15 protein-coding genes are annotated in these 16,388 nt (G+C 39.8%); 5 read left to right on the forward strand and 10 right to left on the reverse strand.

What is annotated here, in order from left to right:
- Positions 1-92 precede the first annotated feature (92 nt).
- Positions 93-245 carry a hypothetical protein gene (locus M5V91_RS30490; RefSeq protein ID WP_369425967.1) on the reverse strand — a complete coding sequence of 51 codons (153 nt, stop codon included), beginning with the start codon at positions 243-245 and terminating at the stop codon, positions 93-95.
- A gap of 288 nt (positions 246-533) precedes the next feature.
- Here M5V91_RS30490 and M5V91_RS12910 point away from each other — a divergent pair, with 288 nt between their 5' ends.
- The gene (locus M5V91_RS12910) at positions 534-920 is read left to right on the forward strand and encodes a hypothetical protein (protein ID WP_009330978.1); all 387 of its coding nucleotides are present in this window, start codon (positions 534-536) and stop codon (positions 918-920) included.
- 47 nt (positions 921-967) lie between these two features.
- Here the strand turns inward: M5V91_RS12910 and lpdA are convergent, their stop codons facing one another.
- From lpdA to M5V91_RS12935, 5 genes are all read right to left on the reverse strand, one after another.
- Complete coding sequence (gene lpdA / locus M5V91_RS12915; RefSeq protein WP_009330979.1) at positions 968-2,377, reverse strand: dihydrolipoyl dehydrogenase; 1,410 nt, start codon at positions 2,375-2,377, stop codon at positions 968-970.
- A 6-nt stretch (positions 2,378-2,383) separates the two neighbouring features.
- Positions 2,384-3,730 carry a dihydrolipoamide acetyltransferase family protein gene (locus tag M5V91_RS12920; protein WP_009330980.1) on the reverse strand — a complete coding sequence of 449 codons (1,347 nt, stop codon included), beginning with the start codon at positions 3,728-3,730 and terminating at the stop codon, positions 2,384-2,386.
- A gap of 86 nt (positions 3,731-3,816) precedes the next feature.
- Positions 3,817-4,794, reverse strand: coding sequence for an alpha-ketoacid dehydrogenase subunit beta (locus M5V91_RS12925; RefSeq protein ID WP_009330981.1), 978 nt, complete (start codon positions 4,792-4,794; stop codon positions 3,817-3,819).
- Positions 4,795-4,797: 3 nt separating this feature from the next.
- Positions 4,798-5,913, reverse strand: a complete 1,116-nt coding sequence (pdhA, locus tag M5V91_RS12930) for a pyruvate dehydrogenase (acetyl-transferring) E1 component subunit alpha (protein WP_009330982.1) — start codon at positions 5,911-5,913, stop codon at positions 4,798-4,800.
- A 602-nt stretch (positions 5,914-6,515) separates the two neighbouring features.
- On the reverse strand, positions 6,516-7,184 hold the full coding sequence (locus M5V91_RS12935; protein WP_019381672.1) for a YkyA family protein: 669 nt from the start codon (positions 7,182-7,184) through the stop codon (positions 6,516-6,518).
- Positions 7,185-7,448: 264 nt separating this feature from the next.
- Between M5V91_RS12935 and M5V91_RS12940 the strand changes: the two genes are divergently transcribed.
- A complete protein-coding gene (locus M5V91_RS12940) occupies positions 7,449-7,583 on the forward strand; it encodes a YjcZ family sporulation protein (protein WP_019381671.1) in 135 nt (44 codons plus the stop codon).
- A gap of 169 nt (positions 7,584-7,752) precedes the next feature.
- Positions 7,753-8,304, forward strand: coding sequence for a peptide deformylase (gene def, locus M5V91_RS12945; protein ID WP_009330984.1), 552 nt, complete (start codon positions 7,753-7,755; stop codon positions 8,302-8,304).
- A 67-nt stretch (positions 8,305-8,371) separates the two neighbouring features.
- Here the strand turns inward: def and M5V91_RS12950 are convergent, their stop codons facing one another.
- Positions 8,372-9,148, reverse strand: a complete 777-nt coding sequence (locus M5V91_RS12950; protein ID WP_284522191.1) for a Cof-type HAD-IIB family hydrolase — start codon at positions 9,146-9,148, stop codon at positions 8,372-8,374.
- Between the two features lie 613 nt (positions 9,149-9,761).
- Here M5V91_RS12950 and M5V91_RS12955 point away from each other — a divergent pair.
- Together M5V91_RS12955 and rnjA are read left to right on the forward strand one after the other, a co-directional pair.
- Positions 9,762-9,974 (forward strand): DNA-dependent RNA polymerase subunit epsilon, encoded by a 213-nt coding sequence (locus M5V91_RS12955; RefSeq protein ID WP_009330986.1) that lies wholly within the window; start codon positions 9,762-9,764, stop codon positions 9,972-9,974.
- 3 nt (positions 9,975-9,977) lie between these two features.
- Positions 9,978-11,645: a ribonuclease J1 gene (gene rnjA, locus M5V91_RS12960; protein ID WP_009330987.1), complete on the forward strand. Its 1,668-nt coding sequence runs from the start codon at positions 9,978-9,980 to the stop codon at positions 11,643-11,645.
- A 91-nt stretch (positions 11,646-11,736) separates the two neighbouring features.
- On the opposite strand, the gene M5V91_RS12965 is transcribed toward rnjA, so the two are convergent.
- From M5V91_RS12965 to M5V91_RS12975, 3 genes are all read right to left on the reverse strand, one after another.
- A complete protein-coding gene (locus M5V91_RS12965; RefSeq protein WP_009330988.1) occupies positions 11,737-12,396 on the reverse strand; it encodes a potassium channel family protein in 660 nt (219 codons plus the stop codon).
- A gap of 133 nt (positions 12,397-12,529) precedes the next feature.
- Positions 12,530-14,374, reverse strand: coding sequence for an ABC transporter ATP-binding protein (locus M5V91_RS12970; protein WP_284522277.1), 1,845 nt, complete (start codon positions 14,372-14,374; stop codon positions 12,530-12,532).
- On the reverse strand, positions 14,364-16,118 hold the full coding sequence (locus M5V91_RS12975) for an ABC transporter ATP-binding protein (RefSeq protein ID WP_019381670.1): 1,755 nt from the start codon (positions 16,116-16,118) through the stop codon (positions 14,364-14,366). The genes M5V91_RS12970 and M5V91_RS12975 overlap by 11 nt, the downstream gene beginning before the upstream one ends.
- Positions 16,119-16,388: the final 270 nt, after the last annotated feature.

The raw sequence follows: 16,388 nt of genomic DNA on the forward strand, positions 1-16,388 counted from the left end.
TCTTTACCAATGGGACAGGTAGGACATTGCAAAATGGAAAGATGCATATAAGCTTAAGCTCATAACAGTTACCATAAATGTTTTTTGCAGACTTAATTACCCAATTTCCAATGTTTATTGCCAAATAAAAAAACAAAAAACATAATGACTTTATATATGAGCTGGTCATATTTTGACAGCCATTCAATAAAAGTATATCCGCTCCAAATTAACATCTGCAGCAAAAGAGCTGTATAAATCTTCATGCACTCCACCACCAAATTTTTTAATCCTTACCCGCTTTTTTAATAGAAGAAACACTTGTGTATGTAATATATGTTGAAAAGGATATTCTTATTTTTCATTTCTGTAACATTTGAATGACAAGCCAAAATTTTCTTTCACTATATGATAAAATACTCATAAATATTAGGAGATTATTATGAATTGCTCATCAACTGTCAGAAGACTGGAAAATCACCGAGACTTCTATACTGCTTTAGATAAAACAATCTTATGTCATACGGTGGAATTTATAATAAAGTGAGGGCAAAATGATGAAAGGTCTGCCGCTGATCTTAATTACTGCACTCTTGTTTGTAACCTCTTCATGCAATCATAAGGAAGTAAAAAAAGAGCTGAAGATAGACGATAGTGTTAAACAGCTCATTTTTTTCACGGATAAAAAACAATATGAACAGGAAATATCCTATTATGATGCCATCATCGAATTAAAGAGAAGCTATCCGGATCTGATCAAGAATATGAAAATCATAACAGCATCTGAATCCAGCCATATAAGCAATTATAATGTAGAAAACTGCCCTGCCATGCTGCTGGTCTATCAAGATAAAGTGATTGTAGAAATTAATGGCACGGTACCTAAAGAGAAGATCATTCATCCGCTTGCTGATGCAATGGATGAAAAAGACGAAAAATAGTCATCATATACAAAAAAATCCTCCCCTGGCAGGGAGGATTTTTTTAATTATTTTACAATGTGAATTGGGCTTCCAATAGCAACTTCTGCTGCTTCCATTGTGATTTCACCCAATGTTGGATGAGCATGAATAGTCATGGCAAGATCTTCTGCAGTCATACCTGCTTCAATAGCCAATCCAAGCTCAGCAATCATATCAGATGCACTTGCACCAGCGATTTGCGCACCGATTACAAGGCCATCCTCTTTGCGTGTCACTAGCTTTAAAAAGCCGTCAGTGGAATCAAGTGCAAGGGCACGGCCATTTGCTGCGAATGGGAACTTCGCTGTCGTTACTTCGATTCCTTCTTCTTTAGCCTGCTGCTCAGTATATCCTACAGAAGCCAATTCAGGTTCAGAGAATACCACAGCCGGGATTGCTAAGTAATCAATTTCTGCGTTATGGCCTGCAATTGCTTCTGCAGCAATCTTGCCTTCGTAAGAAGCTTTATGAGCCAATTGAGGACCTGCAACAATATCACCAATTGCATAAATATTGCTTACATTCGTACGGCATTGTTTATCGATTTCAATAACACCGCGTTCAGTCATCTTAATGCCGGCTTGTTCTAAGCCCAGTTCGTCTGTATTTGGACGTCTTCCAACCATTACAAATACATAATCTGCATCAAGAGATTTCTCTTCGCCTTTTTCTTCAAACTTAACGGTAACTCCATTTTCATTCTCTTCAACACCTTTAGCAAGTGCCTTCGTAATGAATTCAACGCCTTTTTTCTTTAAGTTCCGTTTAACAAGTGATGTCATTTGCTTCTCAAAACCGACAAGGATATCATCCGCACCCTCAAGAACCGTTACTTGAGAACCAAAATTCGCATAAGCTCCGCCAAGTTCGATTCCAATAACACCGCCGCCAATAACGACGATTTTCTCTGGAATCTCTTGAAGTGCCAGTGCACCTGTTGAATCAAGAACTCGTTTAGAGAATTTAAACGTTGGCAATTCTATTGGACGCGATCCTGTAGCAATGATTGCATTTTTAAATGTATAAGTTTGTGCCGAATTATCATCCATTACACGAAGGGTATTCGCATCAACGAAATAAGCTTCCCCGCGTACGATGTCAACTTTATTGCCCTTTAAAAGACCTTCTACTCCTCCAGTAAGCTTATTAACTACACCGGATTTAAATTCTTGTACTTTTGTAAAGTCAACTTTTACATTTTCAGCTGTAATACCCATTACATCTGAGTGCTTTGCATTTTCATAGCGGTGGCCTGCTGCGATTAAAGCCTTTGAAGGAATACATCCAACGTTTAAGCAAACACCGCCCATATTAGCTTTTTCTACGATTGTTACTTTCTGTCCAAGCTGTGCTGCACGAATCGCTGCAACATATCCACCAGGACCCGCACCAATGACTATAGTATCTGTTTCGATTGGGAAATCTCCTACTACCATTTGTTATTACGCCTCCATTAACAATAGTTCTGGATCGTTCAGTAAACGCTTGATGTGATTTAATGCATTTTGTGCAGTTGCTCCATCAATAATTCTGTGGTCAAAGCTTAGTGACAATGCCAATACTGGAGCAGCAACAATTTCTCCGTCCTTCACTACTGGCTTTTCAGCAATACGGCCAATTCCAAGAATGGCAACCTCTGGATGATTGATAACCGGAGTAAACCATTGACCGCCGGCAGAACCAATATTTGTAATTGTGCATGAAGCCCCCTTCATTTCATCTGGAGCAAGCTTGCCATCACGGGCTTTACCAGCCAGCTCATTGATTTCATTAGAAATGGCAAATGTCGACTTGCGGTCTGCATCCTTAACAACTGGCACAAGAAGACCTTTTTCAGTATCCGCTGCAATACCGATATTGTAGTAATGCTTATGGATGATTTCACCTGCTGCATCATCGATTGAAGTGTTTAGTGCTGGGAATTCACGCAATGCACTTGTTAATGCTTTTACCACATAAGGAAGGAATGTAAGCTTAATTCCTTTATTAGCTGCAACTTCTTTAAACTTCTTGCGGTGTGCAACAAGTTTCGTAACATCAATTTCATCCATTAATGTTACGTGTGGAGCTGTATGCTTAGAGTTTACCATAGCTTTTGCAATTGCTTTACGGATTCCGCTCATTTTCTCGCGAGTTTCTGGATATTGTCCAGCAGGAATCGCCTGTGCAGCTGCAGGTGCAGTTTCTCTTGCTTCAGCTTTTGGTGCGTCTTCTTTAGCAGTGGCTTCAGCAGCTTTTGCTCCGCCATTCAGGAATGCATCAATATCATCTTTCTGAATGCGTCCATTTTTGCCGCTTCCAGCTACCTGGCGAATATCTACACCTTTGTCACGAGCGTATTTTCTAACAGACGGCATAGCAATAATACGGCGATTAGGATCTACTTCCGTCTCAGAAATAACTACTCCTTCTTTTGGTGCATCTTGAGCAGGAGCTTCTTCCTTCTTCAAATCCTGGCCAGCTTCAGCAGTTGCCTGAACTTGCGCTTCTGTTTTTTCTTCTTTAGGAGCCTCATCTTCATGATCTCCCTTGAATTTAAGGTCTTCATAACCAGGAGCATCAAAAGTAATCAATACTTGACCTACAGTTGCAACTGTACCTTCTTCAACAAGGATTTCTTCAACTTTACCTTTAACTGGGGAAGGAATCTCAACAACCGCTTTATCGTTTTGAACTTCACAAAGCACGTCATCTTCTTGTACTTCGTCACCTGGCTTTACAAACCACTTGACGATTTCACCTTCATGGATACCTTCACCGATATCAGGCAATCTAAATTGGAATGCCAATGGAATTCACCCTCCTATTATTTCGATCGTTCATTATAAAACACGTCAGGGGGATATTTCCCCCTTGTGTCATCAGTTAAATGCGATTAAAATTCAAGAACTTTTTTAGCTGTTTCAATAACATCTTTATAGTTTGGAAGCCAAACAGTTTCAGCTTGCGGGAAAGCAAAAACAGTATCTGGAGCAGCTACACGCAGAACTGGTGCTTCCAGGCTGAGAATAGCACGATCATTGATTTCTGCAACGACACTTGCTGCAATACCAGCCTGCTTTTGTGCTTCTTGAACAACAATTGCTCTTCCTGTCTTTTCAACAGAAGCAATAATTGTTTCAATATCAATAGGAGCAACTGTACGCAAGTCGATAACTTCTGCAGATTTTCCTTCTTTTTCAAGCTCTTCAGCCGCTTTTAGAGATTCATGAACCATTGCTCCGTAAGTCACAATAGTCAGGTCGGAACCTTCACGTTTAACTTCTGCTTTACCAAGAGGAATTGTATATTCTTCTTCAGGCACTTCCTGACGGAAAGAACGGTACAATTTCATATGCTCAAGGAAGATAACAGGATCGTTATCGCGAATTGCAGAGATAAGCAGTCCCTTTGCATCATAAGGAGTTGACGGAATCACAACCTTTAGCCCAGGCTGTTGAGCCATTAAGCCTTCCAGGCTGTCAGCATGCATTTCAGGAGTATGTACCCCTCCCCCGAATGGTGAACGGATTGTAACTGGTGAATTATATCTTCCGCCGGAACGGTAACGCATGCGTGCCAGCTGGCCGGAAATAGAATCCATTACTTCATAGACGAATCCAAAGAATTGGATTTCAGGCACCGGACGGTAGCCTTGTAAACCAAGACCGACTGCCAGACCGCCGATTCCGGATTCAGCTAGAGGTGTATCAAATACACGCTCTTCGCCGAACTCTTTTTGAAGGCCTTCGGTAGCACGGAAAACGCCGCCGTTTACGCCCACATCTTCACCGAATACCAATACATTCGGATCGTTGCGCAATTCTGTGCGAAGAGCATCAGTAATTGCCTGAATCATTGTCATTTGCGCCATGGCTTACTTCGACTCCTTTTCTTTGTATATTTCATACTGTTCTTTTAGGTTATAAGGCATTTCTTCATACATAATGTTCATAAGGTCAGTAACCTTTTGTTTAGGTGTATCATCAGCCTTTTTAATAGCTTCTTTAATATCTTCTTTTGCTTGTTCTATTACTTCGTTTTCCATGTCTTCATTCCAGATGCCCTTATCCTCAAGGAACTTGCGGAAACGAACAAGCGGATCTTTCTTTTCCCATTCATTATCCAGGTCAGAAGTACGGTAACGCGTTGGATCGTCACCGGCCATTGTGTGTGGTCCGTAGCGGTAAGTCAAAGTTTCGATTAGTGTAGGACCTTCACCATTCAATGCACGTTCACGCGCTTCGCGAACAGCTGCATAGACAGCAAGAGGATCCATACCATCAACCTGAATTCCAGGAATTCCGGCAGCCACTGCTTTTTGTGCAATTGTTTTTGCTGCTGATTGTTTTTCTACTGGAGTAGAGATTGCAAAGCGGTTATTCTGAACAATGAAGATAGCAGGTGCTTTGAATGCTCCTGCAAAGTTGATGCCTTCATAGAAGTCACCTTGTGAAGCACCGCCGTCTCCAGTATAAGTGATGGCAACCTTCTTTTCGCCGCGCTTCTTCATTCCAAGGGCAACCCCTGCAGTCTGAATATATTGAGCTCCAATGATAATCTGAGGTGAAATGACATTTACACCTTCAGGGATGTTTCCGCCTTCAAAGTGTCCGCGGGACCATAGGAAAGCCTGGTATAACGGAAGGCCGTGCCAAATGATTTGAGGAACATCACGATATCCTGGAAGAATGAAATCTTCTTTCTCCAATGCAAAATGAGATGCTAGCTGAGAAGCTTCCTGTCCGGCAGTAGGAGCATAGAAGCCCAAGCGGCCTTGTCTGTTAAGTGAAATGGATCGCTGATCAAGAATGCGAGTATAAACCATACGGCGCATTAATTCCTGAAGCTGCTCGTCGCTTAAGTCAGGCATTGCTGATTCATTAACAACCTTGCCTTCTTCGTTTAAAATTTGTAGAGTTTGGAACTGTTCTTCAACTGTTTCGAGCTGTTTTTTAGCATCGAATTGTGCCTTCTTTGTTTTAGAAGCCATATCAGTCACCCTTTCCTTTCATAAAAAGACGTTTATAGAGTTTTATACACAAAAATTAGGTTACCCAAAACGAAGCCATATTAGATACTCTTTCCAAAGGCAAAAAGTTTTCTCTTTCCGGCATGTTTTATTAAGCATCTCTAAAAAGCAGAACATTCGTTTCTGCCATATGCATACTTTTAAATAGTGTTCCACAGATCACTTCTAAAAAAACGTCTTTCTGTTCATCTTTAACTATCATATTCTGTATCAATTTATTTTGCAACATAATTGATACAGAATTAATTACGAGATTTAGTTTAATACACCTCCAAGACCTTAGTCAATTACCTTGCTTTTTGTTTTTCACAGTTTCCATACTTTTTATATTTTTTATTGATAATCAAAACTGTATTATCGACTGAATCGCATCTGTACTATAAAAAACTATTATATTTCGATGTGTTATAGTAAAGAAAACCCTCCCGTCATTATTTTAAAATAAAAAGTACCGCCCTCAAAAAGAAAGCGGATTCATCCCGAGCGGCATTTCCTCTCATTCAATTGCTTTTAAGAATAGCAAAAGCAAAAAAATGCCGGGCATTAATATGCCGGCATTAATATTATCCTTCTGTTTTTATTTCAAGTCCTGCTTCTTTATAGAAATCCAGTTTGGCTTCGTTATACTCTTTTGTTTTTTCATTGAACTGTTTATTTGAAGCCAGTATCTTTTCATACATATCATTTATTTTGCTCACTTGGCCTTCCAGCTGTTCTAGAGTAAGATCCTCCTTTTTAAACATGGCATACAACTCTTCATCTAATTGAGTCGCTTTAGAATAATCCTTGTAAAGAGCATCATGGATTTTATACCTTTCCATCATGATCTCATACAGCTCTTTAGCTTTATCTTTCAATTTTTGATCCTCTATCTCCTCTATGGTCGGAGATAATGTCTCAAATTCTTTTTTCGACGCCTGGATGCTTTCCTGCTCTTTCTCCATGTGAGCTACCCGCTGATCCACAATGGCGGAAGCTTCATCAGACAGCTTTTTAATTTCCTCGAAATCCTTCATTCCCAGGTTGATAATTTTATCGTATAATTCCTTTTCTCTTTTCTCCAGCTTCACGAGCGGTTCCTGCTGCTTTTCAAAATCCTTTTCTTTAGCTACAACACTCTCCAGCACATCATATATTTTTTCCTCGGGATCCGGACTGTTCATACAGCCTGTGAGGATGAAAGCCCCTATGATAAAAACAAGCAGCAGTCTACTTTTGTTCAAAATCAACACCTTGAAACCTCCTTACTTATAACATTTTTAACTATAAAGGTACCTGCCCGGTTTGACAATAGCCCTTTGGTTTGACACTCTTCGCATCATTGCAGAAGCTTGTCCTCATTACAAGTATAATTTAAATCTATTCACTCCATTTTTCCTTTATGACTTGGGCATAGGCCTACACCAAACATCATTAAAAACATAGGCTATATTAATCGTCCGATGCGGCAATTCAAAAAAATGGACGATAATCTTACTTTAGGGAGGTTATCCTTCATGTACGGATATGGCGGTTACGGTTTTGGATGCGGATATCCAGTAGCAGGAGCCGGCTGCGGCAGAGGTTTTGCGTTAATAGTAGTATTATTCATTCTCTTAATCATAGTTGGCTGCGCTTGCTGGAAGTTTTAATTATTTGGGAAGGTGCCAAAGGCGCCTTCTCTTATTAACTTTTTTGCCCCGCTCTGATAGACTGAATATAATTAAATAGACTCATGGTTTTTTTGGCTATGTCATTTGATCTTCTTGCCAATAATTTAGCCATTTTTCTATTCTTTATTACTTAGCGGGAGTGATAATCATGCTGAGCATGAAAGATATTATTCGCGACGGCCACCCAACTTTAAGGAAAATTGCCGCGGAAGTGAACATGCCACCATCTGCAGAAGAAATACAAATCTTAAAAGAAATGATGGAATATGTAAAAAACAGCCAGGATCCAGAGCTTTCTGCAAAATATGGCTTAAGGGCAGGCATTGGTTTAGCTGCTCCTCAAATTAATGTTTCCAGGCGGATGATCGCTGTTCATGTAACCTATAACCAGGATCTATACAGTTATGCTCTCTTCAACCCTAAGATCATTAGTCATTCTGTGCAGCTTTCTTATCTGGCTGAAGGAGAAGGCTGTTTATCTGTTGATGAATCCATACCCGGTTTTGTACCCAGATATGCAAAAGTGACAGTAAAAGGTACTGATTTGCAGGGCAATGAAGTAAAACTCAAGCTCAAAGGGCTGCCAGCCATTGTATTTCAGCACGAAATTGATCATCTGAACGGAATCATGTTTTACGATCACATTAATAAACAAAATCCGTTTCATCCAATTGAAAATGCAATTGCTATAGAGCGGTAGCTTGCTGATCCATAGCATGACAAAAGGAAAGCCTCCAGCTAATTACTCGGATGCTTTCCTTCATTTCCTATATTAATTGATGTTCCTTTAGCCCCTTCCAAATTCCTTCATCGTCAACACCGGAGGTTACATGGTCTGCAGCCTTCTTAACCACATCTTCTGCGTTGCCCATTGCTATTCCGGTTCCTACAGCGTTTAGCATCTCTATATCATTTAGTCCATCTCCAAACGCGTATACATCCTTCAAATCAAACCCAAGCCTTTTAATCATTTGTTTTATTCCCTCAGCTTTAGAACCGCCTGCAGGCAAAACATCAACAGAGTATGGATGCCATCTGATAAAGCCAAAATCAGGATATATAGAAGAAGAAATATACTTTTCCTCATCTTTTTCCTCGCAGAACAGGAGCGATTGATACAATTCCCTTCCGCTGTAAAACTCACGATCTTCCTCAGGATGCGGAAACTTTAAGCTGCCCATGCTTTTTTCAATAAATGCATGGTGGTGTACTGTGGATTTCATCGTTTTCTCATTCATAAACACCAATGGATGCCCATTTAACTGTGCATGAAGATATAGCTTTTCAATCTCAGATGATTTAAGAGGATTACGATAAATGGGTTCGTTTTCGAATACTACATATTGGCCATTAAAGCTGACAAATGAATCAATATCAAGTTCTCTGCGAAGACTTTCAAACATGAAAGGCGCCCTGCCAGTGGCAATTGCCACGAAAGTTCCGTTCTTTTTCAGCTTGCCGATTGCCTCTCTCGTACTGTCCGGCAAGTTTTTATCGTGATCCAATAAGGTCCCATCTATATCAAAGAAAACAATCTTTTTCATTTTAAAATTAACTTCCTTTCAAGCGTTTTTTTACTGGCTGCTATGACATGATTTATCGTAATAAAACACTAAACCCATAAAGTTAAAAAGTCAATTTCCATGCTATTAACAGACAACATTTCCATTTTTACCCATGAGAGATTTAACTATTTTACCATATAATATAATTAAGAAAAGCAGATGCGCCTCCCCGCCCCTTGACAACTCAAGGCGGTAGGCTCCCTGCGCTAGACAGTTATTAAAAGAGACCTCATTATTTACAAAAATCTGTTTAAAACGTCCTTGCTGCCTTTACTTTGGACAAGGATCGTTTAAAATAGAAAGTAAGGAGTTGATCCACTATGTTAAAGAAGCTGAGAAAGAAGCTTTTAAAACAGTGGAATGAAATGCTTCGAAAAAAATCAATTGCCTGACAAATTTGAGCCCTTCAAACTTGCGAAGGGCTCCTTCCTTATTGTAAATTGGTTATCAGTATACTTTTTTACATAGATTCGGGAGCATATTAGCACTGAGAAGAATTTATTATTCATATCCGGCAGGAAAAAACATGTAATACATGTTATTATTTTATATATTAGATAAAAGTTTTTTATCGGATTAAGGAGAGATAGAAATGATTTTCAAGGTATATTATCAGGATTCTAAGACAGAGGTACCGGTTAGAGAAAAAACAAAAACCATTTTTGTGGAAGGCGATTCTGAGAGAGACGTTCGCTTAAAGCTGGCTGACCGCAACTATAATATTGAATTTGTAACATCTGTCCAAGGAGAATTCCTGGAATACGAAAGACAAAATGAAGACTTTAAAGTATTGGAGATTGAGTAATTTATGAAATTTGTTAAAAATGATCAAACAGCCGTTTTTGCCCTGGGCGGACTGGGTGAAATCGGAAAAAATACTTACGCTGTCCAATTCCAGGATGAAATTATCCTGATTGATGCTGGAATTAAATTCCCTGAGGACGAGCTACTTGGAATCGATTATGTTATTCCTGATTACACTTACTTAGTGAAAAATGAAGATAAGATTAAGGGATTATTTATCACTCATGGGCACGAAGACCATATCGGTGGAATTCCATATCTCCTAAGAGAAGTTAACATCCCTGTCTACGGCGGAAAGCTGGCCCTTGGCCTACTAAGAAACAAACTTGAAGAACACGGACTCTTGAGACAAACCACTCTTCATGAAATCAAGGAAGACGATATCATTAAATTCCGGAAAACTTCTGTGACTTTTTTCCGGACGACTCACAGTATCCCTGATTCATATGGCATCGTTGTTAAAACGCCGCCTGGACAAGTTGTTCACACTGGGGACTTCAAATTCGACTTCACTCCTGTGGGAGAGCCGGCCAACTTGACAAAAATGGCTGAAATCGGAAAGGAAGGCGTCCTTTGTCTGCTTTCTGACAGCACAAACAGTGAAATACCTGAATTCACCATGTCTGAACGCCGAGTTGGCGACAGCATACATGACATCTTCCGCAAAGTTGAAGGACGGATTATCTTTGCCACTTTCGCTTCTAATATTCACCGTCTTCAGCAGGTGACTGAAGCGGCCGTCACGAATGGCCGAAAGATTGCTGTTTTTGGAAGAAGCATGGAAGCAGCTATAAATATCGGACAGGAATTGGGTTATATTCAGGCACCAAAAGACACCTTTATTGATGCCCATCAAATTAATAGACTTCCAGCCAACCAGGTGACAATCCTATGTACAGGAAGCCAGGGAGAGCCAATGGCAGCCCTATCAAGAATTGCTAACGGAACGCATCGCCAGATCCAAATCATTCCTGGCGACACTGTTGTATTCTCTTCCTCACCCATTCCCGGGAACACAATTAGTGTCAGCAGAACTATTGACAGACTTTCCCGTGCAGGTGCAGAAGTCATTTATGGCAAATTAAGCGATATTCATACATCCGGTCATGGCGGCCAGGAAGAACAAAAACTAATGCTTCGTTTAATTAAGCCAAAATTCTTCATGCCGATTCATGGTGAATACAGAATGCAGAAAATGCATGCCAAATTAGCTGTGGATTGTGGAGTAGATGAAGAAAACTGCTTCATCATGGATAATGGTGAAGTCCTGGCCCTGAGCGAAGATTCTGCTCAAGTAGCAGGTAAAATACCGTCTGGTTCTGTTTATATTGACGGAAGCGGAATTGGTGATATCGGAAATATCGTTTTACGGGACCGCCGCATTCTATCTGAAGAAGGTTTAGTGGTTGTCGTAGTGAGCATCAATATGAAGGATTTCAAAATTGCTGCTGGCCCTGACTTAATTTCCCGCGGATTCGTCTACATGAGGGAATCCGGAGATTTAATCAATGATGCACAGGCACTCATTACAAAACACTTAAGCAAAGTTATGGAACGCAGAACAACTCAATGGTCAGAAATCAAGAATGAAATCACTGACACACTTGCACCCTTCCTTTATGAAAAAACAAAGCGCCGTCCAATGATTTTACCGATTATCATGGAAGTTTAATAACCTTCATGGGCTCGTGTGGATCTATAATGTATTTAGTATAAGAAAAAAAGGCTGTATCTCTCTAGTAAGAGATACAGCCTTTTTCAAATTAAGACATCACTTTCTTTTCAAAACGGTTGATATCTACGTCTGCTCCAATAACTATAAGGATGTCGTCAAATTGTATTTTTTCATTCGCCTGCGGAGACACAATAATTTCATTTTTTCTTTTGATGGCAACAATGTTGATTCCGTACTTTGCACGGATATCAAGATCAATAATGCTATGGCCAGCAAGTTTTTCATTAGCAACAATTTCTACTATGCTATGCTCATCTGATAGTTCCAGATAATCCAGAACATTATTTGAAACGATACTATGGGCTATTCTTCTGCCCATATCCCGTTCAGGATGAACAACATGATCTGCCCCTATTTTCCTCAATACCTTTGCATGATAATCATTTTGAGCTTTAACCGTAATTTTTTTAACTCCTACCTCTTTTAAAATTAAAGTCGTCAGGATGGAGGCTTGAATATTATCGCCAATTGCTACGATAACATGGTCAAAATTGCGTATTCCCAAACTCTTGATAACGGATTCATCCGTGGTATCGCCAACCACTGCGTGTGAAGCGATTTTCGCGAATTCGTTCACCCGGTCTTCATTTACATCAATCGCCATTACTTCCATTCCTTCTTCAGCCAGAGCATGGCAGATGCTTCCTCCAAAACGTCCAAGTCCGATAACAGCAAATTCTTTCTTCATCCTATCTTCCCCCAGAATAGTTAGCAATATAGACAATAATACCATATTAGCATAAACAGAAGTATAGCTATTAGATATTCCTTCCTGATAAAATAAAACCTCCGCTCGGACGCTCGGAGGTTTTTTTGTTCATTCACATTGCATCAAGCATATTGAATTGTGCTTTTACCAAATGATAATATTCACCTTTTGCATTCATTAATTCTTCATGATTTCCTTTTTCTAAAATATTTCCATGATCAAGCACAAAGATTTGATCGGATTCACGGATTGTGGATAGCCTATGGGCAATAATAATTGCCGTTCTTCCCTTTAAGAGTGTTTTTAAAGCCTGCTGGATTTTGACCTCTGTCTCAGTGTCAATACTGGCAGTAGCTTCATCTAGTATAAGAATACGAGGGTCTGCAAGTAAAGCACGGGCAAAGGAGAGGAGTTGCCTCTCACCCACCGATAATATATTTCCTCTTTCCTCCACTTCAGTCTCGTATCCCTTTGAAAGTTTTGCAATAAACCCATGTGCACCAACGGCTTTGGCTGCTTCCACTACTTCTTCATCAGTTGCATCAGGTCTGCCAAAACGGATGTTATCATAGATTGTTCCGGAAAATATGAAAGTGTCCTGCAGCACCACACTGATTTGCTTGCGCAAACTTGATAAAGATACATCCTTCAGGTCATAGCCATCTATTTTTACAGAACCTCCCGAAGGATCATAAAAGCGGCTGATTAAATTTGCTATGGTCGTTTTACCTGATCCTGTATGCCCCACAAGCGCCGCGGTTTGCCCTGCTTTTATCTCAAGGCAAACCCCATTTAAGGCTGTTCTTTTTTCATCATAGGAAAATGTGACATTCTCAAATTCAATCTTCCCTTTTATCTCCTGTAAATGAAATGCATCGTTCCTTTCTGATACGATTGGTTTCTCATCAAGAAACTCAAAGATTCGTTCAGAGGAAGCCATTCCCATGAGAAGCTGGTTATAAACCATTCCAAGACGGGAAATAGGCTCCCAGAACATCCCTAAATAAAAGGCAAAAGAAACAAATACACCGATTGAGATTGACCCATCCTGAATCAGATGTGCCCCAAACCAAATCAGTACAGCGGTACCCAGGGCATTGGTCAATTCAACCAGCGGCCTGAACATTGCATTTTTCTGAGATGCATTTCTCCAGCTTTCAAAGTTCTCAGTATTCACACCATCAAAGAATGCCATATTCTCTTTTTCCTGTGTAAAAGACTGGGTAATCCTTATCCCCTGAATGCTTTCATTTAAGTGAGAATTCAATTTGGATTGTTTTAACCGGACCGTTTGCCACGATCTGCGGATATTTCTGCGCAAGCTGGTCGAGATAAAAAACATGATGGGCAAAATGACCATGATTGCCAGAGTCAGTTCTGGGCTTAGTGTAAATAAAATAATAAAAATCCCTGCCAGCATAATCAGATCCATCAGCAGATTTATGACCCCATTGGTAAACAGCTCCTGAAGCGAATTTATGTCATTCATAATCCTTACCAGTATGGATCCTGCTGAACGCTGATCAAAAAAACGATGCGAAAGCGTCTGTACGTGTGTAAATAAATGTTTCCGAAGATCATAAATTACACTTTGGCCAAGCTTATTCATCCATTTTATCCTGTAATAGTTTGCAGCATATGAAATGGTATAGAGTACTGCAATCACTGAAACCAGAATGGCGAGCAGCCTGCCGTCCTTTTCAATCAAAGCTTTATCTAACGTATACACACCGATTAAGATGGGAATTATAAGCCTGACTGCTGTATTTATTAATACCATAATAATTGAGAGCGGAAGTAAATTTTTTCTGTATGGCTCCATATAACTGAATAAGCGCAGCATTTGCTTCCAGTTAAAAGGCTTCTCAATAATTTCGTCGGCTGAGTATTGAAATCTATTTAACACATTTTCATTTTTTGTTTTATTTTTTTCAAGGAGGCACCTCCTAGCCTGCATTTGATTGGAGAACCTTATCGCGGTCCTGATATTGAATATCGTAAATCCGCTGATATGGGCCATTATTTTTAAGAAGCTTTTCATGTGTTCCCCGTTCTGCCACTCTCCCGTTCTCTAGTACAAGTATTTCATCTGCATGCTTCAGGGAAGAAATCCGGTGGGCAATGATAAAGGTAGTTCGATCAGCCATTACTTCTTTCAAGGCTTTTTGTATTCTGAATTCTGTTTCCATATCCACAGCACTTGTTGCATCATCCAATACTAAAATACTGGGATCTGCACAGATGGCCCTTGCTATCGCAATCCTTTGCTTCTGGCCGCCTGAAAGCCCCATGCCCCTTTCGCCAAGAACGGTATCGTATTGATCAGGAAGCTCCATGATAAATTCATGTGCCTGTGCACGTTTGGCAGCTTCAATGATTTCCTCCATAGTGGATTCAGGCTTTCCGAATGCAATATTTGCTTTAATCGAAGAAGAAAACAAAAAGGATTCCTGGAGAACAAAGCCGATATTTCTTCTCAGAGATTGAAGAGAGTATTCCTGCACATTTACACCATCTATAATCACATGACCTTCAACTGGCTCATAAAATCTTGTCATAAGCTGTGTTAAGCTCGTTTTTCCTGATCCTGTCGAGCCTATTAACCCAATTACCTTTCCTGGCTCAGCATGAAAAGAGATGTTGGATAAAGCGTCATTATCATCCTGGGTATATTTCAGCGTAACATTGCGAAATTCCACCTCACCCAGCAAACGTTCTGCTTTAACACATGATTCTATATCCTCAATTTCATTATCTGCCTCAAGGATCTCAATAAGCCGCTCTCCGGAAGCTTTGGACTGAGAAAAGAGATTAACGATGAATCCAAGGTTCATAATAGGCCACATAATATACCAGAGAAGGCTGTAAAAAGCGACAAGCTCCCCTGGCTTCAGACTGCCAGCCATAACAAGATAACCTCCGTAAGCCAGGAGCAATACAACACTTAAATTGCCCAGAAACTCCATTAAAGGAAAATACTTAGCCCAAATATCCGATGTAAAGAGATATTTATCTTTATAGTCACTGTTAGAGTCATTGAATTTATTTATCTCAAAATCTTCCCGTGATAATGACTTCACTGTATTAATTCCGCTTATATTCTCCTGAACTTTTGTATTCAGCCGTCCGAATGATTTGCGGATGCTCCGGAATGCCGGATGCACAGCTTTATCGAATTTAAAGGTGACTACCGCAAGAAAAGGCAGCGTAATAAGAGTGACAATCGCCAGTGGAATAGAATAATAAAACATGACCGAAACACTGATAAAGATCAGTAAAACAAAACGTATGAGTTCAGAAAATCCGAATGAAAGAAAAAAACGGAACCCCTCAACATCAGCAGTAAGCCGAGACATTAAATCGCCTGTTTTTGCATTGTCATAATATCGAAACGGCAAGAACTGCAGCTTTTCATAAAGTACATTTCTAAGTTTATAGACCGATGTGATCCCAAACAAATCACCAGTGTACTGATGGATATATGTCGCTGCCCCTTTTACACCCATTATGGCAATGAAGCCTAAAGCCAAATAAGGTATCCACCCATAATTTCCCCCAATGACAACCTCATCAATTGTCAGCTGAAGGATCATTGGATACACAACCGTAATCGCTGTCACAATAAACAGAAAGAATATGGACCAGAGAAAGTAATGTTTATATGGCCAGTAATATTGCTTTAACTTTTTAAATGTTTCCATCTGCATGCCCCCTTTAATTTGCGGAAAAATTAGAAAAGTTAGAACGTAATATTAAATATATCGAGTTTCGAAGTATTTTTCCACCCCTTTTTGTTTGATTTTTCCACTTTTTTTAAGCTTATCTTCTTAATGAGTCTATTCAAACTCCTAATCTTTATTAATACCCTTTGAAATCGCTAAAAGGCTTTCGATCTAAAATCCTGCATATCAGTAATTTAGTTTTTCACATCCAGCCAGTATATAGAGCTGCCCGAATGATAGAAAGGCTAA

Source organism: Cytobacillus pseudoceanisediminis, assembly GCF_023516215.1.
GTDB classification, from domain to species: domain Bacteria; phylum Bacillota; class Bacilli; order Bacillales; family Cytobacillaceae; genus Cytobacillus; species Cytobacillus pseudoceanisediminis.